Source organism: Burkholderia sp. S-53, assembly GCF_025560745.1.
Lineage (GTDB): Bacteria > Pseudomonadota > Gammaproteobacteria > Burkholderiales > Burkholderiaceae > Burkholderia > Burkholderia pyrrocinia.
Genome location: NZ_CP090484.1, coordinates 755,328 through 773,871, shown reverse-complemented (window position 1 = coordinate 773,871; position 18,544 = coordinate 755,328). Strand labels below are relative to the sequence as shown.

17 protein-coding genes are annotated in these 18,544 nt (G+C 65.7%); 11 read left to right on the top strand and 6 right to left on the bottom strand.

The features are described from left to right. The first annotated feature begins 261 nt into the window (after nucleotides 1-261). Together LXM88_RS25690 and LXM88_RS25685 are read left to right on the top strand one after the other, a co-directional pair. Nucleotides 262-2,436, top strand: coding sequence for a T6SS effector phospholipase Tle3 domain-containing protein (locus LXM88_RS25690; RefSeq protein WP_441301341.1), 2,175 nt, complete (start codon nucleotides 262-264; stop codon nucleotides 2,434-2,436). Further along, entirely contained in the window at nucleotides 2,433-3,914 is a 1,482-nt protein-coding gene (locus LXM88_RS25685; protein ID WP_262545367.1) for a virulence factor, read from the top strand. The genes LXM88_RS25690 and LXM88_RS25685 overlap by 4 nt, the downstream gene beginning before the upstream one ends. 173 nt (nucleotides 3,915-4,087) lie before the next feature. On the opposite strand, the gene LXM88_RS25680 is transcribed toward LXM88_RS25685, so the two are convergent. Continuing rightward, nucleotides 4,088-5,641 (bottom strand): methyl-accepting chemotaxis protein, encoded by a 1,554-nt coding sequence (locus LXM88_RS25680; protein ID WP_262545366.1) that lies wholly within the window; start codon nucleotides 5,639-5,641, stop codon nucleotides 4,088-4,090. 262 nt (nucleotides 5,642-5,903) lie between these two features. Here LXM88_RS25680 and panE point away from each other — a divergent pair, with 262 nt between their 5' ends. From panE to LXM88_RS25640, 8 genes are all read left to right on the top strand, one after another. Beyond that, a complete protein-coding gene (gene panE, locus LXM88_RS25675; protein WP_262545365.1) occupies nucleotides 5,904-6,851 on the top strand; it encodes a 2-dehydropantoate 2-reductase in 948 nt (315 codons plus the stop codon). A 283-nt stretch (nucleotides 6,852-7,134) separates the two neighbouring features. Further along, the gene (locus LXM88_RS25670) at nucleotides 7,135-8,094 is read left to right on the top strand and encodes an AraC family transcriptional regulator (RefSeq protein ID WP_262545364.1); all 960 of its coding nucleotides are present in this window, start codon (nucleotides 7,135-7,137) and stop codon (nucleotides 8,092-8,094) included. Between the two features lie 168 nt (nucleotides 8,095-8,262). Beyond that, a complete protein-coding gene (locus LXM88_RS25665; RefSeq protein ID WP_262545363.1) occupies nucleotides 8,263-9,204 on the top strand; it encodes a substrate-binding domain-containing protein in 942 nt (313 codons plus the stop codon). Nucleotides 9,205-9,266: 62 nt separating this feature from the next. Next, nucleotides 9,267-10,787 carry a sugar ABC transporter ATP-binding protein gene (locus LXM88_RS25660; protein WP_262545362.1) on the top strand — a complete coding sequence of 507 codons (1,521 nt, stop codon included), beginning with the start codon at nucleotides 9,267-9,269 and terminating at the stop codon, nucleotides 10,785-10,787. Further along, entirely contained in the window at nucleotides 10,774-11,787 is a 1,014-nt protein-coding gene (locus LXM88_RS25655; protein WP_262545361.1) for an ABC transporter permease, read from the top strand. Before LXM88_RS25660 ends, LXM88_RS25655 begins: the two co-directional genes overlap by 14 nt. A 46-nt stretch (nucleotides 11,788-11,833) precedes the next feature. Continuing rightward, nucleotides 11,834-12,922 (top strand): alcohol dehydrogenase catalytic domain-containing protein, encoded by a 1,089-nt coding sequence (locus tag LXM88_RS25650; protein WP_262545360.1) that lies wholly within the window; start codon nucleotides 11,834-11,836, stop codon nucleotides 12,920-12,922. 29 nt (nucleotides 12,923-12,951) lie between these two features. Beyond that, on the top strand, nucleotides 12,952-14,499 hold the full coding sequence (locus tag LXM88_RS25645) for an FGGY-family carbohydrate kinase (RefSeq protein WP_262545359.1): 1,548 nt from the start codon (nucleotides 12,952-12,954) through the stop codon (nucleotides 14,497-14,499). Beyond that, the gene (locus LXM88_RS25640) at nucleotides 14,496-15,254 is read left to right on the top strand and encodes an SDR family oxidoreductase (RefSeq protein WP_262545358.1); all 759 of its coding nucleotides are present in this window, start codon (nucleotides 14,496-14,498) and stop codon (nucleotides 15,252-15,254) included. The genes LXM88_RS25645 and LXM88_RS25640 overlap by 4 nt, the downstream gene beginning before the upstream one ends. Nucleotides 15,255-15,342: 88 nt before the next feature. On the opposite strand, the gene LXM88_RS25635 is transcribed toward LXM88_RS25640, so the two are convergent. The 5 genes from LXM88_RS25635 to LXM88_RS25615 all read right to left on the bottom strand — a co-directional run bounded on the left by LXM88_RS25635 (nucleotide 15,343) and on the right by LXM88_RS25615 (nucleotide 17,848). Next, nucleotides 15,343-15,486, bottom strand: coding sequence for a hypothetical protein (locus LXM88_RS25635; RefSeq protein ID WP_165948077.1), 144 nt, complete (start codon nucleotides 15,484-15,486; stop codon nucleotides 15,343-15,345). A gap of 195 nt (nucleotides 15,487-15,681) precedes the next feature. Next, nucleotides 15,682-16,266, bottom strand: coding sequence for a nucleotidyltransferase family protein (locus tag LXM88_RS25630; protein ID WP_262545356.1), 585 nt, complete (start codon nucleotides 16,264-16,266; stop codon nucleotides 15,682-15,684). Between the two features lie 105 nt (nucleotides 16,267-16,371). Beyond that, nucleotides 16,372-17,007, bottom strand: coding sequence for a M15 family metallopeptidase (locus LXM88_RS25625; RefSeq protein ID WP_262545355.1), 636 nt, complete (start codon nucleotides 17,005-17,007; stop codon nucleotides 16,372-16,374). 209 nt (nucleotides 17,008-17,216) lie between these two features. Continuing rightward, nucleotides 17,217-17,612, bottom strand: a complete 396-nt coding sequence (locus LXM88_RS25620; RefSeq protein WP_262545354.1) for a type II toxin-antitoxin system VapC family toxin — start codon at nucleotides 17,610-17,612, stop codon at nucleotides 17,217-17,219. Then, nucleotides 17,609-17,848 (bottom strand): type II toxin-antitoxin system Phd/YefM family antitoxin, encoded by a 240-nt coding sequence (locus LXM88_RS25615; RefSeq protein WP_048245635.1) that lies wholly within the window; start codon nucleotides 17,846-17,848, stop codon nucleotides 17,609-17,611. The genes LXM88_RS25620 and LXM88_RS25615 overlap by 4 nt, the downstream gene beginning before the upstream one ends. Nucleotides 17,849-18,054: 206 nt before the next feature. Here LXM88_RS25615 and LXM88_RS25610 point away from each other — a divergent pair, with 206 nt between their 5' ends. Next, a complete protein-coding gene (locus tag LXM88_RS25610) occupies nucleotides 18,055-18,477 on the top strand; it encodes an amino acid-binding protein (RefSeq protein WP_262545353.1) in 423 nt (140 codons plus the stop codon). The last annotated feature ends 67 nt before the right edge of the window (nucleotides 18,478-18,544 follow it).

Genomic DNA, 18,544 nt, shown 5'->3' with positions numbered 1-18,544 from the left:
GTTTGTCGGACTGCCTGTATCGGTGTGTCTGACGACCGACACGGCCGGCGAACTGCCGGCGGGCCGCGCCGATCAGCTCGAAAGGCTCGCAGTGCAGTTCATCAAGAAGAACGTATGAAGACCATGACCGAATCGTTTCTCGATCCTCGGCCGGTGGCGGACGCGCGCGCCGGCGAATTCGCCACGACGACCGATGCACCCGACACGGCTGCATCGCATTCCGAACCGCCGTTTATCGTCGTCGGCCGAACCGAAGGGCCGATGTTGTTCGACAAAGACAAGCGGCTTATCTGCGTCAAGCAACTACCGTTGCCCGGTGTCGTCATCTTCGTCCACGGGGTCAACTCTGAAGGCGAATGGTTCGAAGCGTCCGAAGAAGGACTGTGTGACGGCCTGAATCGTCGGCTCGGGCGCCTGGACGATCAGATGAAATATCTAGGTGTCGATGCGGGACAGTTGATGCCCGCGAAGTACACCGAGAGCGTGACGCCCGACGGGTTTCTGAATCCGAAGCTCTGGGCGGGAACCTATATCAAGCCCGACCCGTCGTTCTCGCCCGTTATCCATTTTCGGTGGGGCTATCGAGCTACGCTCGAAGAACTCAAGGAGTACGGTGACAAGATTTTTCTCAACGAGAAGGACTATTGGGGCGGCGGGCCGTTCACCAATGGCTGTTCAAGCCTGCCTGACCTTTGGCACGGCGGCCTCGACGATCGGGCTTTCGGCTGGACGACCGTGCAGGCGATCAATCCAACCAACCGGCCACTGTATCGCGCACCGCCACGTGCTTATGGTGTGCTTGCGGCCTTGCGCCTCGCCAAACTGATCGAATCGATCCGCAGGATGCAAGCCAACGTACCGATCACGGTTGTTTGCCACAGCCAAGGCAACATCGTCGGTCTGACAGGGGCATTCTTCGGCGACGCGTTGGAGGAAGTTGAAGACCCGTGGGGGCGTAACGGGCGATGCGTTGCGGACGCGTATGTGCTGGCGAATGCGCCATATAGTTTCGCGGCTGGAAAAGGTCCACAAAAGTCCTCCACTGGGATGGATACGTGGTCGCAACGTGATACGAAGGACGCCAAGGGCAATCGCGGCCGGCAAACCTACGCGGCGCGCACGCAGACATTTGGAAGGTTTCTGTCGATCATCGGTGCGCGTGCGGAATTCGAACCATCGCCCGATAAGGTCGATGAAGACATGGCGAACAACCGGGTATCGCCGACAAGCAACAAGTCCTATGCCGCACAGGATGACCGTGCGCGTCACGGACTGAATGGTTCGACGTTTGGACGCGTCACAGCGTATTGCTGCCCGCACGACCAGGTGATCTCGGCCCTGACCGTACAGGGTATCGGCTGGCGCGGGATCGGCAAGCATGAACTTGACGACATTGGCATATCCGGCGTCCTGACTCAGCGCGTGTTCGCGTCCGGCTTCCCGGTCGGTGTACAGAAGGCGTATCGATATTGGGAAGACGACTGGCGGCATGACAAGAAAGGGACGACGCCGGGCTTCTGGTATCCGCCGTCGCCGCCGGCCAGATTCGGTCTGATCGGTGCGCTCAAAGGAAACGAATCGATCTTCGGGATGATGGGGACATTAATTACCGCGCCGATCATGTATGCGGCGACCGCGGCAACTTCCGCAATGAAGCTGTTTCGTGTGAACGAAGACCCGCCGAAGGGATGGACGGTCGTTGCGGATGCCCCTGCCCTGGACGAAACGTTTCTGCCGAAAGCACTGCGATTCGGCATGCCGGTCGAAACGAAGGATGGTGACGCGGTAAGCGACTTCAACGAAGGCAACGACCCGCCGTCCGCATGGCGCGACGCAAGCAAGACCGAAACGGACAAGCAGGCAGATGACCCCTACGACCAGTACAAGGCGAAGAGCAAGGACGGCGACGCCCGCGGCACTGTGGAAAGCGAAGCTGGACAGCGCTACGAGGATCGCGCGCTGATGCGCATGGAAGCACGCCGTACGATGAACCCAGAATGGGTTGATAAGACAGGTCGCGTGATCGGTGAGGATGGGAAAAGTGCTGTGCCAGAAGGATATAAGGAATGGCGCGACAAGCAAATCACGGACGGGATGGATCGTGGTCATGCCAATAACCCGACGAACCACTCAACGACCATGACCAATCCGGAGCATGCAGAGAAGGCGCTTGCGTATGATGTGGCGATTGGCCCATGTTACCTGACACCAGATCAACTTTACGACTTGCGCATTCAGGCAGACTGGCGGATGGAAACGGGTGTTGCGGAAGACAGCCCGATCAGGAAGTACGCGAAGTACTTCAATTCCGGCCTTGTCGATAACATCCCGATGCATGAATGGGTGTATGCGAAAGGCAGCGACGGCAAGATACCTGCGTCAATCGCTGACGAGCGCGAAGGCCAGCTCTTTTTGAAGGCTGGGGGTGTCGTATGAAGGCGTTGATTGCTACATGGCCTCGGCGCGTTGTTGTAGCGGTCGTGGTATGGATCACGGCGGCCCTGATGATGGTTGTCCTGATGGCATATTTTGACCAACAGCACCCGGCATTGCTCGAAACAGGAGATTGGATGAAACGATTGGTGATTGCCCCCGGCCTGCTGGCGCTGATGGCATTTTTGACAACCACGGCAATGATGCGCCCCGTGCAAGCGGCGTCAGGGACTAGCCTCGATACTAGTGCCGCTGTCCTGCCAGAAGAACCCGCGAAACCGTTCGTTGCGCAGGTCGTCGGTTTGGTTTGGTTGAATCCACTGCAACGAAAGGACTACCCGACGGAATGGCAGACGCTCTGGACGCAGGGACTTGCCGCACCGAACAAGAACGACGACATGGTGCGTACTGATCCGCAATCCTTTACGGCGTTGCAATCAGTCGCAGGTGTCGCCTACGGAAACCGCGGAAAAGAGACGTTTAAAGGCTTCTATCACAAGTACATCGAGGCATTTCTGGATTTGATGCGTAGCCGCTACGCAATGAATCCATCGTACTTCTACACGGTAAATCCAGATAGCCAAAAAGAATGGCACGAACTTGCTGGAATCCATGTCGAATTGGCGATTCCTGCGCGACTCGATATAGCTGAATCACGAGCAATTTTGACAAAAGAAATCAAGGAAACCTTCCTGATCGGAAATCCATATTTTCCCAAGGTATGGAGCCGCAACACTCCCCCCGATGTACAAGTCACGCAGGGCAGCGCAAACGCCGGCTTCACGTCGCTGAACAAGGCGCTGGACTACCTGCAGGCGAACTCCGACAAGAGCGTGTGGGTAATGAACTGGGATGCGCCAAGCTTCCCGCCCACGGATGCGCAGATCAACGAGAACCTCGTCGTGCTGTTCCTCGCCGGCCCGACCTTCGACACCGAACGCGAACCGCTCGCATGGATCGGCAAGGCAGTGGCCGGCAACACCGACGAGTTTTCGCCGAAGGTGGGTACCACGCGAACGGTGCAAGCCTGGAAAGCCACCATCGATCAGGCAGTGCGCAACGCAGGTATCGCTGCGACCGATATCAAGTACATCGTTCACGATGCCGGTGCCGGTAGCGATGTCGCATCGGCACGACTTGTCGGGCTGTCGCAGACACTGACCGAAGTCCTGCCGGAATACGACCATGCGAAGCAGACGTTCAATACCGCGGCGTTGCTCGGCGACATGGGAACCGGTAGCGCATTGACCGACGTTGCTCTGGCAATCGGCCGGATCAATCACTACGGCGGTAACGCATTGGTTGCTGGCACCACGGACCCGAAACACCCTGCCGCCGTGGTGGTGATGCCACCGTCGAAACTCACCCCGATCGATCCGGACAAGGACTGGTTCCGCGCGCGCGGCGGGAACAACGCTTACCTGCCGTGGTGGGGACGCCGCCACGACACGAACTACGGCATGCAGGGCTATTCGTGGTGAGGTAAGCAGACGAGCGGCGAGTTTCGTGCGAGTGTGATCGCCGCGCGATTCAATCAGAGGATTGGTCTTATGCGGGAGGATCGTCCGCGTAGGGGATGCCCATGCCCACGGTGGCAGGGCCCGACACCGGCCCGGCTGCGCGACCTGAGCAAGCGCGCGCCGGGCGTGTGCCGTCAGGCCGGCAACGCGAACCGCGTGACGGCGTCGCGCAGCGCTTCGGCCTGATCGCGCAGCGAATGCGCGGCGGCCGCGGCCTGTTCGACGAGCGCCGCGTTCTGCTGCGTGACCTGGTCCATCTCGCCCACCGCGCGATTGACTTGCTCGATCCCGGCGCTTTGCTCGCGCGACGCATGGCTGATCTCGTCGAGGATCTCGTTCACGCGCCGCACCGACTGCACCAGCTCGGCCATCGTCTCGCCTGCGTGCGTGACGAGCGTCGCGCCGTGTTCGACGGTCTCGTTCGACGACACGATCAGCGACTTGATCTCCTTGGCGGCCGTCGCCGAGCGTTGCGCGAGCGAGCGCACCTCGGCCGCGACCACCGCGAAGCCGCGGCCCTGTTCGCCCGCGCGCGCGGCTTCGACGGCCGCGTTCAGCGCGAGGATGTTGGTCTGGAACGCGATCCCGTCGATCACGCCGATGATGTCGCCGATCTTGTGCGAGCGGCCGGTGATCTCGTTCATCGTGCGCACGACGTCGTCGACCACCGCGCTGCCGCGCGTCGCGACCTGCGCGGCCTGTCCGGCGAGCGATGCGGCCTGCGCGGCGCTGTCCGCGTTCTGCTTCACGTTCGCGGTCATCTGGTCCATGCTCGATGCGGTCTGCACGAGCGCGGCCGCCTGTTCCTCGGTGCGCTGCGACAGGTCGGTGTTGCCTGACGCGATCTCGCTCGCGCCGACGTTGATGTTCTCGGTGCCCATCCGCACGCGCGACACCATGTCGATCAGCCCGCCCTGCATCGTGTGCAGCGCATGCAGCAGGCTGCCGCGATCGTCGTGCTTCACGGCGACGCGCGCGGTCAGGTCGCCCTGAGCGATGCGCTGCGCGGCGTCGAGCGCGACTTCGAGTTCGCCGCCGAGGCTCGCGCGCACGCTTTTCAGCACCATCACCATCACGGCGGTCGCGATCGCGCCGAGCACGGCCGTCATCGCGAGCCAGCGGCCGATGCTCGCGAGCACGGTCGAGTGCACGTCGTTCATGTACATGCCCGTCACCAGATACCAGTCCCACGGCGCGAAGCGCTGCACGGCGCTGGTTTTCTCCTGCGGCTTGTCGGCGCCCGGCTTCGGCCACAGATACTCGACGAAGCCCTTGCCGCCTTCCAGGTTGCCGGCCTTCACGATTTCGACGAACAGGTGCTTGCCGTTCGGATCGGTGAAATTCGACACGTCCTTGCCGTTGAGCTCGGCCTTGATCGGATGCATCACGATCACGGGCTTCGAGTCGTTGACGGAGATATAGCCGTCCGCGCCGTGGCGCATCGCGGCGATCGCCTCGAGCGCCTTCTGCTTCGCGTCGGCTTCCGGCATCGCATTTTGCTGCGACAGCTTGTAGTAATGGTCGGTCACGCTCGCGGCCTGCGCGACCAGCGCGGCCAACTGATCGCGGCGGTCTTCGATCATCGATGCGCGCGTCTGCCACGCGCCGAGCCCGGCGATCACGAGCAGGCCGAGCCACAGGATGACGATCATCGAGGCGAGTTTCTGATTCAGGGAAAGGTTGCGCATGGTATGTGGTCGGTCAGTCAAGGAAGCTCGCCAGAACGGCGTGACGGGATAAGTGTCTTGACGGCGTGCAACACGTGTTGCCGTAGACGGGTAATCCCTAAGAAGCGACCGGACGCCGACTCTGGCGCCAATGCCTTCGATGCCGATAAGGGTATCTGTGCATATGCATAAACGGGGTCGCTATACTGTCGGGGCGATTGCGCGCGCCGGGCGCCCGGGTGGGCGGCGGCGCGGCGCCGAATGAAACCGAAAGGAGGCAACGATGCGAATTCTGGTGGTAGGGGCCGGCGCGGTCGGCGGATACTTCGGCGGCCGGCTGGCCGCGGCGGGGCGCGACGTGACGTTCCTGGTGCGCAACGGCCGCGCGGCCGCGCTGGCGCGCGACGGGCTGCTGATCCGCAGCCCGCGCGGCGACCTGACGCTCGCGAACGTGCAGACCGTGCGCGCGGGCGATGCCGGCGCCGGGGTTGCGCCGTTCGACCTCGTGCTGCTGAGCTGCAAGGCTTACAGCCTCGACGACGCGATTCTCTCGTTCGCGCCGTTCGTCGGGCCGCAGACGCTGATCCTGCCGATGCTCAACGGGATGCGCCATCTCGACGTGCTGCGCGACCGGTTCGGCGCCGCGCAGGTGCTCGGCGGGCTGTGCGTGATCGCGGCGACGCTTGATCGCGAGCAGCGCATCGTGCACCTGAACGACACGGCCGGGCTGTCGTTCGGCGAGCTTGCCGGCGGCGAATCGCCGCGCGTGCGCGCGGTGGCCGACGTGTTCGGCGGCGCGGGTTTCGACGCGACGCTCAGCGACGACATCGCCGCGCGGATGTGGGAGAAGTGGGTGTTCCTCGCGACGCTCGCCGCGAGCACGTCGCTGTTCCGCGGCTCGGTCGGCGACATTCTCGCCGCGCCGGACGGCCGCCGCCTGCTCGAGACGATGCTCGGCGAATGCAGCGCGATCGCCGAACACAACGGTCACCGGCCCGATCCGGCGGCGATCGAGCGGATGCAGCGGATGGTGCTGACGCCGTCGCCGCTGACCGCGTCGATGCTGCGCGACGTCGAGAACCATGCACGCGTCGAAGCCGATCACGTGATCGGCGACCTGCTCGCGCGCCGCGATCCGCTGGCGGCCGATGCGCTGTCGCTGCTGCGGATCGCATACAACCACCTGAAGGCGTACGAAGTGCGCACCGCACGCGAGCACGCGGCTGCGTAATCGCAGGCATTGGCGCGTCGCCCGGGCCCGGCGGCTGGCCGCCGGGCGGTTGCCCGGTGCCGTTGCGCGCTGCACAAATTTGCCATCCGGCGCCGTTTGCGGCCGGAATGCGCAAAAAAGTATCGAAAATCAGGCGTAAAGTTGGTGGAGCCGCGCGCTCGATCGACCTACATTGCTTCCCATGCGACCGGTCGCGTCGCCACGCGAAACACGCGAAACACGCGGCGCACGAGCGTACAGCCGAACAGGCCGGCCAGCGATACATGGGAATGGAGACGCCAACATGATGCACCCCGATCTCGAAGTGGTCGAAGTGCGACGCGACGAGTCGTTCAAGGTCTGGTCGCACGGCTATCCGTATCGCACGATCCGCTGGCATTTCCATCCCGAATTCGAACTGCACCTGATCGTCGCGACCAGCGGCAAGTATTTCGTCGGCGATCACGTCGGCTCGTTCGGCCCCGGCCATCTCGTGCTGCTCGGCCCGAACCTGCCGCACAACTGGGTCAGCGACATGGCCGAAGGCGAAACCGTCGAGCGCCGCAACCTCGTGATCCAGTTCGACCCGGCATTCGTGCGCCGCTGCATGGACGCGTTTCCCGAATGCCGCGATGCGCACGCGCTGCTCGACGACGCGCGGCGCGGCGTCGGCTTCGACGAAGCGACGAGCGCCGCGATCGCGCCGCTGTTCGACGAACTGCTGGCGGCGCGCGGCATGCGCCGCATCGCGCTGTTCATGACGATCCTCGAACGGCTGTGCGGCGCCGACGAACGCACGCTGCTCGCGAGCCCCGCGTACGACCAGGCCGATGTCACGCCCACGCGCCTCAGCCACGCGCTGTCCTATATCGGCAAGAACCTTGCATCCGAGCTGCGCGAGTCCGAACTCGCGCAACTGACCGGGCAGAGCGTCAGCGCATTCTCGCGCGCGTTCCACCGCCACACGGGCATGCCGTTCGTCCAGTACGTGAACCGGCTGCGGATCGAATCCGCGTGCCAGATGCTGCTCGCCGACGACGCGAACATCACCGACATCTGCTTCCAGGCCGGCTTCAACAACGTATCGAACTTCAACCGCCAGTTCCGCGCGGTGAAGGGGATGGCGCCGTCCGAATTTCGTGCGCTGCAGCGCCTGAACGCACGCAGCCGCGAACTCGCGCTGCATGCGGCGCCCACCGGAAACCCGATGCCGCCGCGCGTGCTGACGCCCGGCGCGCCCGAACTCGCGCCGCAGCCCGGATGATCGCCGGGCCGTCGCCCGCCTGACTTTTCCACGCCGTTTCACCCAGCCGATCGCGTCGCTCACGTCGCGAGGGGCTCGTTCAACCACGAAAAAGCCGCACACCGCGGCTCGCATAGCGCCGGAGCAAGCGCTGACGCGCAAACGCCGGCCGACAATGGAGACACCGTCATGACGCAAGCATCGCCCGCTTCATCCCCCCGCCGCACCGCCCGCATGGCGGCCTTCGCCGCGCTCGCCGTCGCGGCCTTGCTGCCCGCCGCCGCGCATGCCGCACCACTGCGGATCGGCATGACGTTCCAGGAGCTGAACAACCCGTATTTCGTGACGATGCAGAAGGCGCTGAACGATGCGGCCACGTCGATCGGCGCGCAGGTCGTCGTGACCGACGCGCATCACGACGTCAGCAAGCAGGTGAGCGACGTCGAGGACATGCTGCAGAAGAAGATCGACATCCTGCTCGTGAACCCGACCGATTCGACCGGCATCCAGTCGGCGATCACGCAGGCGAAGAAGGCCGGCGCGGTGGTCGTGGCCGTCGATGCGAACGCGAACGGGCCGGTCGATTCGTTCGTCGGTTCGAAGAATTACGACGCGGGCGTGATGTCGTGCGAATACCTCGCGAAGGCGATCGGCGGCAGCGGCGAGGTCGCGATCCTCGACGGCATTCCGGTCGTACCGATCCTCGAACGCGTGCGCGGCTGCAAGGCCGGGCTCGCGAAATTCCCGAACGTGAAGCTCGTCGACACGCAGAACGGCAAGCAGGAGCGTGCGACCGCGCTGTCGGTCACCGAAAACATGATCTCCGCGCATCCGAACCTGAAGGGCATCTTCAGCGTGAACGACGGCGGCTCGATGGGCGCGCTCGCCGCGATCGAGGGTTCCGGCAAGGACATCAAGCTGACGAGCGTCGACGGCGCGCCCGAGGCGATCGCCGCGATCCAGAAGCCGAACTCGAAGTTCATCGAGACGACCGCGCAGTTCCCGGCCGACCAGGTGCGCATCGCGCTCGGCATCGCGATCGCGCGCAAGTGGGGTGCGACGGTGCCGAAGGCGATTCCCGTCGACGTGAAGGTCGTCGATCGCAGCAATGCGAAGGGCTTCAGCTGGTGAACGACGTGCGATGCGACGCGAAGGGCGGCGGCGGGGCCGGCGCCCTTCGCACGGAGAAGCCGATGGAAACGATACTCAGGCTCAGCCACATCACGAAAAGCTTTCCGGGCGTGAAGGCGCTGTCCGACATTCATCTCGAGATCGCGCGCGGCGAGATCCACGCGCTGCTCGGCGAGAACGGCGCGGGCAAGTCGACGCTGATGAAGATCCTGTGCGGCATCCATCAACCGGATGCCGGCACGATCGAAATCGACGGCACCGCATGCCATTTCGCGAACTATCACGAGGCGGTCGCGGCGGGCGTCGGCATCGTGTTCCAGGAGTTCAGCCTGATCCCGCACCTGGACGCCGTCGACAACCTGTTCCTCGGCCGCGAGCTGCGCAACCGCTGGGGGGCGCGCGACCGGGCTCGGATGCGCCGCACGGCGGCCGGCATCTTCGCGCGGCTCGGCGTGTCGATCGATCTCGATGCACCGATCCGCGCGCTGTCGGTCGCGCAGCAGCAGTTCGTCGAGATCGGCAAGGCGCTGTCGCTCGACGCGCGCATCCTGATCCTCGACGAACCGACCGCCACGCTCACGCCGGCCGAGGCCGAGCACCTGTTTGCGATCATGCGCGAGCTGAAGCGGCAAGGCGTCGCGATGATCTTCATCTCGCATCACCTCGACGAGATCTTCGCGGTGTGCGATCGCATCACGGTGCTGCGCGACGGCCAATACGTCGCGACGACCGACGTCGCGCGCACGGACGTCGAACAGCTCGTGCGGATGATGGTCGGCCGCCGGATCGAGAGCAGCTTTCCGCCGAAACCCGCGCTGCCGGCCGACGCGCCGGCCGTGCTCGAAGTCGATGCGCTGCAGATCGAGCGCGACGGCCCGGTGAACCGCTTCGCGCTGCGCGCTGGCGAGATCCTCGGCTTCGCCGGGCTCGTCGGCTCGGGCCGCACGGAAACGGCGCTCGCGGTGATCGGCGCGACGCGTGCGCACCGCAAGGACGTGCGCGTGCGCGGCGCGGCGGCAAAGCTCGCCGATCCGGCCGACGCGCTGCGCGCGGGTATCGGCATCCTGCCGGAAAGCCGCAAGACGGAGGGGCTCGTCACGTCGTTCTCGATCCGCGACAACATCTCGCTGAACAACCTCGGCAAGTACCGGTCGATGCGCTGGCTGATCGACCGACGCGGCGAGGCGCGCGCGACGCACGACGTGATGCGGCGCGTCGGCGTGAAGGCGCCGTCGATCCATACCGAAGTCGCGACGCTGTCCGGCGGCAACCAGCAGAAGGTCGTGATCGCGCGCTGGCTGAACCATCACACGTCGGTGCTGATCTTCGACGAGCCGACGCGCGGCATCGACGTCGGCGCGAAAGCCGAAATCTACGGGCTGATGCGCGAACTCACCGCGCGCGGCTACGCCATCATCATGATCTCGTCCGAGCTGCCGGAAATCGTCGGCATGTGCGATCGCGTCGCCGTGTTCCGGCAGGGCCGCATCGAGGCGACGCTCGAAGGCCACGAGATCGATCCCGACACGGTCATGACCCATGCCACGGCCGGCACGCGAGGAGCGACCCATGAACCTGCCTGATTCTTCTTCCACGCCTTCCACGACGCTCGCGGCCGCCGCCGGAAACGGCGATGCGCCGCCGCCCCGCGCGATGTGGGCGCAGTTGCGGCGCTCGACGCTGTTCTACCCGCTCGTCGGCCTCGTCGTCGTGTGCATCGCGATGATGATCGCGAGCCCGAGCTTCCTGTCCGCCGCGAACCTCGAGAACGTGCTGCGCCAGGTGTCGATCAACGCGATCATCGCGGTCGGCATGACCTGCGTGATCCTGACGGGCGGGATCGACCTGTCGGTCGGCTCGGTGATGGCGCTGTCCGGCACGCTGGCGGCCGGGCTGATGATCGCGGGCGTCAACGCGGTCGCCGCGCTCGCGATCGGCATTGCGGTCGGCTTCGGGTTCGGCTTCCTGAACGGCGTGTTCGTCGCGTTCGCGGGGATGCCGCCGATCATCGTCACGCTCGCGACGATGGGCATCGCGCGCGGGCTCGCGCTGATCTACACGGGCGGCTATCCGATCGACGGGCTGCCCGACTGGGTCGCGTTCTTCGGCAGCGGCAAGGTGCTCGGCATCCAGGCGCCCGTGCTGATCATGCTGGTGGTCTACGCGATCGCGTGGCTGCTGCTCGATCGCATGCCGTTCGGCCGCTACGTGTATGCGATCGGCGGCAACGAGCAGGCGACGCGGCTCACCGGCGTGCGCGTCGCGCGCGTGAAGGTGATCGTCTACACGCTGGCCGGGCTCACGTCGGCGCTCGCCGCGATCGTGCTGACGGGCCGGCTGATGAGCGGGCAGCCGAACGCGGGCGTGGGCTTCGAACTCGATGCGATCGCGGCCGTCGTGATGGGCGGCACGTCGATCTCCGGCGGGCGCGGCGCGATCCTCGGCACGCTGGTCGGCGCGCTGTTGCTCGGCGTGCTCAACAACGGGCTGAACATGATCGGCGTGAACCCGTATGTGCAGAACGTGATCAAGGGCGGAATCATCCTGCTCGCGATCTACATCAGCCGAGAACGATCGCGGTAACGCGTGATCGATCAGATATCCGAATCATCAACGAAAGAGACAACTCATGACGACACCCGAAGCCCAGCCGCGGATGACCGCGGTCGTCTGCCACGGCCCCGAGGACTATCGCGTCGAACAGGTCGCGAAGCCGCGCCCCGGCGCGAACGAACTCGTGATCCGCATCGCCGCGTGCGGGATCTGCGCGAGCGACTGCAAGTGCTATACGGGCGCGAAGATGTTCTGGGGCGGCCCGAACCCGTGGGTGAAGGCGCCCGTGATTCCCGGTCATGAATTCTTCGGCTACGTCGAAGCGCTCGGCGACGGCGCGGCCGGGCATTTCGGCGTGGCGTTGGGCGACCGCGTGATCGCCGAGCAGATCGTGCCGTGCGGCAAGTGCCGCTATTGCAAGTCGGGGCAGTACTGGATGTGCGAAGTGCACAACATCTTCGGCTTCCAGCGCGAGGTTGCCGACGGCGGGATGGCCGAATACATGCGCATTCCGCCGACCGCGCTCGTCCACAAGATCCCGCTCGGCGTGTCGCTCGAAGATGCCGCGATCATCGAGCCGCTGTCGTGCGCGATCCATACGGTGAACCGCGGCGACGTCCAGCTCGACGACGTCGTCGTGATCGCGGGCGCTGGCCCGCTCGGGCTGATGATGACGCAGGTCGCGCACCTGAAGACGCCGAAGAAACTCGTCGTGATCGACCTGCTCGACGAGCGGCTCGAACTCGCGCGCGAGTACGGCGCCGACGTGACGATCAACCCGCAGCGCGACGATGCGCGCGAGATCGTCCGCGCGCTGACCGACGGCTACGGCTGCGACGTCTACATCGAAACGACCGGCGCGCCGGTCGGCGTGAACCAGGGGCTCGAGCTGATCCGCAAGCTCGGCCGCTTCGTGGAATTCAGCGTGTTCGGCGAGGACGCGACCGTCGACTGGTCGATCATCGGCGATCGCAAGGAGCTCGACGTGCGCGGCGCGCACCTCGGGCCATACTGTTATCCGGTCGCGATCGACCTGCTTGCGCGCGGGCTCGTCACGTCGAAAGGCATCGTCACGCACGGTTTCGCACTCGAGGACTGGGACGACGCGATTCGCGTCGCGAAATCGCCCGAATCGATCAAGGTGCTGCTGAAGCCGGCCCGTTGACGGCCGGCGCGCGCCTCACCGGAGACATCATGGAATACGTCATAGGCGTCGACATCGGTACGCAGAGCACCAAGGCGCTGCTGGTCGACCGGCACGGCACGATCGTCGCGCGGCGCTCGGCCGGCTACCAGCCCGATACGCCGCGCCCGCTGTGGGCCGAGCAGTGGCCGCAAGTGTGGTTCGACGCGGTGCTCGAATGCATCGCGGGTTGCGTGAGCGATGCGCGCGCGCAGGGCGTGCCGGCCGATGCGATCCGTGCGGTGTGCGTGAGCAGCCTGTACGGCGGCTCGGGCATTCCGGTCGACAGCGACATGCGGCCGCTCCATCCGTGCCTGATCTGGATGGACCGGCGCGCGACCGCGCAAGTCGACTGGGTCGGCGAGCACGTGAACGTCGAGCGGCTGCGTATGATCACGGGCAACGGCGTCGACAGCTACTACGGCTTCACGAAGATGCTGTGGCTGCGCGACCAGCGGCCGGACGTGTGGGCGAACGTGCGCTATTTCCTGCCGCCGAACGCGTACGTGATCTACCTGCTGACCGGCGAAGTCGCGGTCGATCACAGCTCGGCCGGCAACATCGGCGGCGTGTACGACGTCGCGCGCCGCGAATGGTCCGACGACGCGCTCGACATGCTCGGCATTCCGGCGACGATGATGCCCGAGCGGCTCGTCGATTCGACGGAAATCGTCGGCGGGTTGCTGTCGCAGTGGACCGGACAGCTCGGGCTGCCGGCCGGCACGCCTGTCGTCGCGGGCGGCGTCGATGCGGCCGTCGCGACCTTCGCGGCCGGCGCGACGCGCACCGGGCAGCATGTCGCGATGATCGGCACCAGCATGTGCTGGGGCTACGTGAACCGGCACGTCGATGCGCGGCACGGGCTCGTCAGCATGCCGCACGTGTTCAACGGGCAGCGCGACCTGTACGTGTTCGGCGGTGCGATCACGGCCGGCGCATCGGTCGCGTGGTTTCGCGACCAGTTCTGTCATGCCGACATCGACGCGGCACGCGTGCTGCCGCACGGCGATCCGCACGTATTGCTCGAGGAGGCGGCCGAACGCATGCCGGCCGGTGCCGACGGCGTGCTGTTCCTGCCGTACCTGATGGGCGAGCGCAGCCCGGTGTGGGATGCGAAGGCGAGCGGCGCATTCGTCGGGCTGAGTCTCGCGCATTCGCGAGCGCACCTTTATCGCGCGGTGCTCGAAGGCGTTGCGTTCGCGTTGCGGCACAACATCGAGGCCGGCCGCCGCGGGGCGGTGGCGCTGGACGATCGGCTGATCGTCGTCGGCGGTGCCGCACATTCGGCGCTGTGGATGCAGATCATCGCGGACGTGACGGGTTTCCCGGTGTGGACGATCGAGCAGGATGTCGAAGCCGCGATGGGGGCCGCGCTGCTCGCGGGTGTCGGGGCAGGGCTCGTGTCGCACGACGATGCGCAGGGCGGTTGGGTCACGCTCGTCGAGCGTGCGCGACCCGATGCGGAACGCGCGCAAGCGTATGCGGCGCGCTTCGCGCTCTATACGGCGCTGTATCCGGCGCTCAAACCGATCATGCACGGGCTGCACGCGCAATCATGAAGAAACGATCCGATTTCAGCGGTTCGCGGGTGCTCGTCACGGGTGCGTCGAGCGGCATCGGGCGCGCGTGCGCGGTCGCACTGGCGCAGGCGGGTGCGCAGGTCGTCGCGGCAGGGCGCGACATGGCCGCGCTCGATGCACTGGCCGGCGAGACTGCGTGCGACACGTTGCGCATCGATGTCGGCGGCGACGAACACGCGATCGATGCCGCGCTCGCCGCGCACGATGCGTTCGACGGCCTCGTCAATTGCGCGGGAATCGCGTCGCTCGAACCGGCGCTCGAGGTCAGCGCCGGGCATTTCGACCGCGTGATGGCCGTCAATGCGCGCGGCGCGGCGCTCGTGGCGCGGGCGGTTGCAAGGAAGATGATCGCGCGCGACGGACGCGGCGCCGCGCAGGCGCGGGGCAGCATCGTCAACGTATCGAGCCAGGCCGCGCTCGTCGGCTTGCCCGCGCATCTGAGCTATTGCGCGTCGAAGGCGGCGATGGACGCGATCACGCGCGTGCTGTGCATCGAACTCGGGCCGCACGGCATACGTGTGAACAGCGTGAACCCGACCGTCACGCTCACGCCGATGGCGCAATTCGCGTGGAGCGAACCGGAGAAGCGCGCGCCGATGCTGGCGGCGATTCCGCTCGGGCGATTTGCGGAGCCGGGCGAGGTTGTCGAGCCGATCCTGTTTTTGCTGAGCGAGGCGGCGTCGATGATCAGCGGCGTGTCGCTGCCGGTCGACGGCGGGTATACGGCGCGATAGGTCACGTCATGCGGTGACGGGCGACCGGCTGCCGCCTGCCGCGCATGACGGGAAATAGGGGCGAATGTGCAGGGCAGCCGACGCGCCGCTAAACCGGATCCTTGCTCGGCGGCCCGTCCGGTTGCTGCGGGTTGTCGTGGTGATGTCCGGGCGGCGACGACAGCGGGTCGTCTTCCGGATCGCGGTTCGGGTCGGCTGGTGGCTCGGGCGTCGGGGTCGTGTGATCGGTCATGGAGGGCTCGCGCAGTGCGTGACGGCGGCGGCGCGGAGGGCGCGCCTCGTCTTCGTTATAGGCAATCGGGCGAGCGTTTGCAGCGGGATTCTTGCGGCGGGTGGTCGGTCGCCGGCGAAATCCGTGAATCGGCGATTATCGAATGGGATCTTGTACTGCAACGTGCAATGCGTTGAGTGATCCGCGCGATTGCGCTCAGCGCAGATCCTGCGGCGTGTCGACGTCGCGCAGGATGCCGGGATCGTCGACGTCGAGCAGTTTCACCGGCGCGCTGGCGAATAGCGCACGGGCGCCCGTGTCGCCGTCGAGGGCGGCGAGTGCATCGAAGTGGTGCGCGGCGAAGCCGACCGGATGGCCGCGCACGCCGCGATGCGCGGGCGCGACGATCGACGCATCGTCGGCGTCGAGCGCGCGCGCGACGGCTTCGTAGGTCGATGCCGCGATCCACGGCATGTCGCCGAGCGCGACGAGCCAGCCGGTCGATTCGGGCGTGGCGCGCACGCCGGCCGCGAGGCTCGCGCCCATCCCGCGCGCCGCGTCGGGCGCATAGACGACCTGGCAACCGGCTTCGTTCAGCAGAATCGCGAGTTTTTCGGCGCCCGGACGGACGACGGCGATCACGTCGGCCGTGGCCGCCGCGAGATGACGGGCGGCCGCGACGGCGACCGGCGTGCCGTCGGGAAGCAGCGCGAGCAGCTTGCTTTGCAGACCGCTTGGGTCGAAGCGTTGACCGAGACCGCCGGCGAGCAGGACGCCGGTGACGAGTGACGCATAGGACATCGGCGCGGGGGGAGTGAGGCAGGTGCCGCGATTGTGCGGGAGCGGGCGCGGATCGGCAAGTGAGGATGTTACCGAGTCGCGCCCGTCAGATCGGAAAGACCGTCATCACGCACCTTCGTCGAGCATGTTTTCGTCGACGGGGCCGTAAATCGCGTGCGATTCACGCTGCATGACGGCCCAATAGCGGTCGCCGAACGACCAATGCCACCATTCGGACGGGTAATTCGTGAAGCCTGCGCCGGTCAGCGCGGCGATCAGCACGTGGCGGTTGCGCGCGGCCGTACGGCTGATGAATGCGTTATGCGTGTAGCACGCGCCGGACGATTCCTGGTCGGTGGCGTCGAGTATGCAGCCCATGTCGAGCTCGGCGCCATCGGCGGACATCAACGTCAGGTCGACGGCAGCGCCGGTCGGATGACCCGCGACTTCGGGTGGCGCGACGTAGTGGCTCGCGAGTTCGTACAGCGCGTCGTCGGACGGCAGCGGATTCAGCGTCGCACGCAATTGCGCGAGATGGCCGGAGAAGTATTCGCGCTGAAGCGCGAGCGGACGATAGCCTTCCTTGACGTAAAGGCGCAGGCCGTCGGGGAGTGCGTGCGCGGCGGCAACCAGCCGTTCGGCGACACCGCTGCGGACCTTCAGGAAATGCGGGCTCGGGTTCGAAACGACGCTGCGCGAGAGGTCGACGGCGATGCGTTCATCGAACGTGGCGAGATCGACGAACCCTTCGTGCGACTCCATCAGGGCGATTGACCGGACAACGGGATCGGAGAGCGGTATCACGATGGTGAGCGGGGTGGCGCGATGACGGTTGCGGGCCGCGAGCGGGCCGCCCGCGATGTGTGCTCCGTCGCGGGTGGCCGATCCTGGTCGTTTTGGTCAGACGAATCGCCAATATGCCAGAGTCACGCGGAGGATGCGTTGCGGTTTGGCTGGCTGGCGGGCGACGCTTACCAGAGCGTCTTCACGTGCGCGTAAGCGCGGATTTTTTCGTCGCGGGTGACGAGCGGCGCGCCGAGCCGCCGCGCGGTGGCGACGATCATGCGGTCGGCCGGATCCTTGTGGAACGTGCCGGGCAGCGCGGTGGATTTCGCGGCGATGTCGGCGTCGACGGGCACGAAGCGCATGCCGTCGATCTGCGCGACCGTGGCGAGCCATGCGTCGACATCCATCGACAGCGCGAGGCGATCGTTGCGCACCAGCATCGCAATCTCCCACGCCGAGATCGCGGATGCGGCGAGCGCGCCTTCGCCCCGCGCGCGGTCGATCGCGGTTCGCGCTTTCTTGCTGAGCGAAGGATCGCCCGCCACCCACCACACCAATGCATGCGTATCCAGCACGATCACCGCGACGCCTCCCAATCATCTTCCGCAATCGGATCGAGAGGATTGTCGTAGCGCATGACCGAGCCGCGCAATATGTCCAACGGCTGAGCTTCGCGTGCGTGATACGGCCGAATCTCGAGCGTCGGCTTGCCGTGATCGGTGACGATCAGGCTTTCGCCTGACGACTCGACGAGCCGGAAGTATTCGAGTGCGCGAGCCTTGAACTCGGATTTCGAAACGGGAGCGTGCGGCATCATGATATGGACCTGGTCATGTGACGATGGTCATTTTATGGCAGTGCGGCGGAGCGAGGCAAGTCGCGAAGGTCACGCGTCGCCAGATGCATGCAAAACGCGGCAGGGTGCGTCGATGCCCGGGGGCCGGAAGACGCTGTCCGCCTTGCTCGCGTGCTTGCTGTGATCTAGATTTTTTCTATCGGGGTTCTCAGGCGGGAGGGACTGCCATGGAACTGAGCGTAGAACGTGTCGATGTCTGGGCGGCGACCATCGACGACAAGCCGGGCGGCCTCGCGACAGTATTGGGCGCGCTGCGGACTGCCGGCGCAGACTTGCAGTTCATCGTCGCACGCCGCACATCGGAGGCGCCGGGCAAGGGCGTCGTGTTTGTCGCGCCACTGCAGGGCGACGCGGTGATTCGCGCGGCCACGCAGGTGGGGTTCAGCGTTACCCCAAGCGTTCACTCCGTCCGCGTAATGGGTCTGGATCAAATGGGCATCATCGGGCAACTGACCCAGATGCTCGCGGACGGCGCGATCAATCTCCGTGGCGTCTCGGCCGCCGTGCTGGGTTCCCAGTTCATTGCTTATTTCGCGGTCGATACGGTGGACGACGCAGACAAGGCGATCGATATCCTGCAGCGGGCATAAGGCGGCTGCGCTGGACGGTGGACGGGCGGTGGCCGGAAGGGGGCACGCGTTTCAGGACGTGGCGGGG

Coding starts and splice junctions, on each gene's coding strand:
- LXM88_RS25625 (WP_262545355.1), bottom strand. CDS start 17,007: ATGGAGTCGCACGAAGGGTTCGTCGATCTCGCCACGTTCGATGAACGC.
- LXM88_RS25685 (WP_262545367.1), top strand. CDS start 2,433: ATGAAGGCGTTGATTGCTACATGGCCTCGGCGCGTTGTTGTAGCGGTC.
- LXM88_RS25665 (WP_262545363.1), top strand. CDS start 8,263: ATGACGCAAGCATCGCCCGCTTCATCCCCCCGCCGCACCGCCCGCATG.
- LXM88_RS25670 (WP_262545364.1), top strand. CDS start 7,135: ATGATGCACCCCGATCTCGAAGTGGTCGAAGTGCGACGCGACGAGTCG.
- LXM88_RS25650 (WP_262545360.1), top strand. CDS start 11,834: ATGACGACACCCGAAGCCCAGCCGCGGATGACCGCGGTCGTCTGCCAC.
- LXM88_RS25610 (WP_262545353.1), top strand. CDS start 18,055: ATGGAACTGAGCGTAGAACGTGTCGATGTCTGGGCGGCGACCATCGAC.
- LXM88_RS25690 (WP_441301341.1), top strand. CDS start 262: ATGTTGTTCGACAAAGACAAGCGGCTTATCTGCGTCAAGCAACTACCG.
- LXM88_RS25680 (WP_262545366.1), bottom strand. CDS start 5,641: ATGCGCAACCTTTCCCTGAATCAGAAACTCGCCTCGATGATCGTCATC.
- LXM88_RS25640 (WP_262545358.1), top strand. CDS start 14,496: ATGAAGAAACGATCCGATTTCAGCGGTTCGCGGGTGCTCGTCACGGGT.
- LXM88_RS25660 (WP_262545362.1), top strand. CDS start 9,267: ATGGAAACGATACTCAGGCTCAGCCACATCACGAAAAGCTTTCCGGGC.
- LXM88_RS25645 (WP_262545359.1), top strand. CDS start 12,952: ATGGAATACGTCATAGGCGTCGACATCGGTACGCAGAGCACCAAGGCG.
- LXM88_RS25615 (WP_048245635.1), bottom strand. CDS start 17,848: ATGATGCCGCACGCTCCCGTTTCGAAATCCGAGTTCAAGGCTCGCGCA.
- panE (WP_262545365.1), top strand. CDS start 5,904: ATGCGAATTCTGGTGGTAGGGGCCGGCGCGGTCGGCGGATACTTCGGC.
- LXM88_RS25635 (WP_165948077.1), bottom strand. CDS start 15,486: ATGACCGATCACACGACCCCGACGCCCGAGCCACCAGCCGACCCGAAC.
- LXM88_RS25630 (WP_262545356.1), bottom strand. CDS start 16,266: ATGTCCTATGCGTCACTCGTCACCGGCGTCCTGCTCGCCGGCGGTCTC.
- LXM88_RS25655 (WP_262545361.1), top strand. CDS start 10,774: ATGAACCTGCCTGATTCTTCTTCCACGCCTTCCACGACGCTCGCGGCC.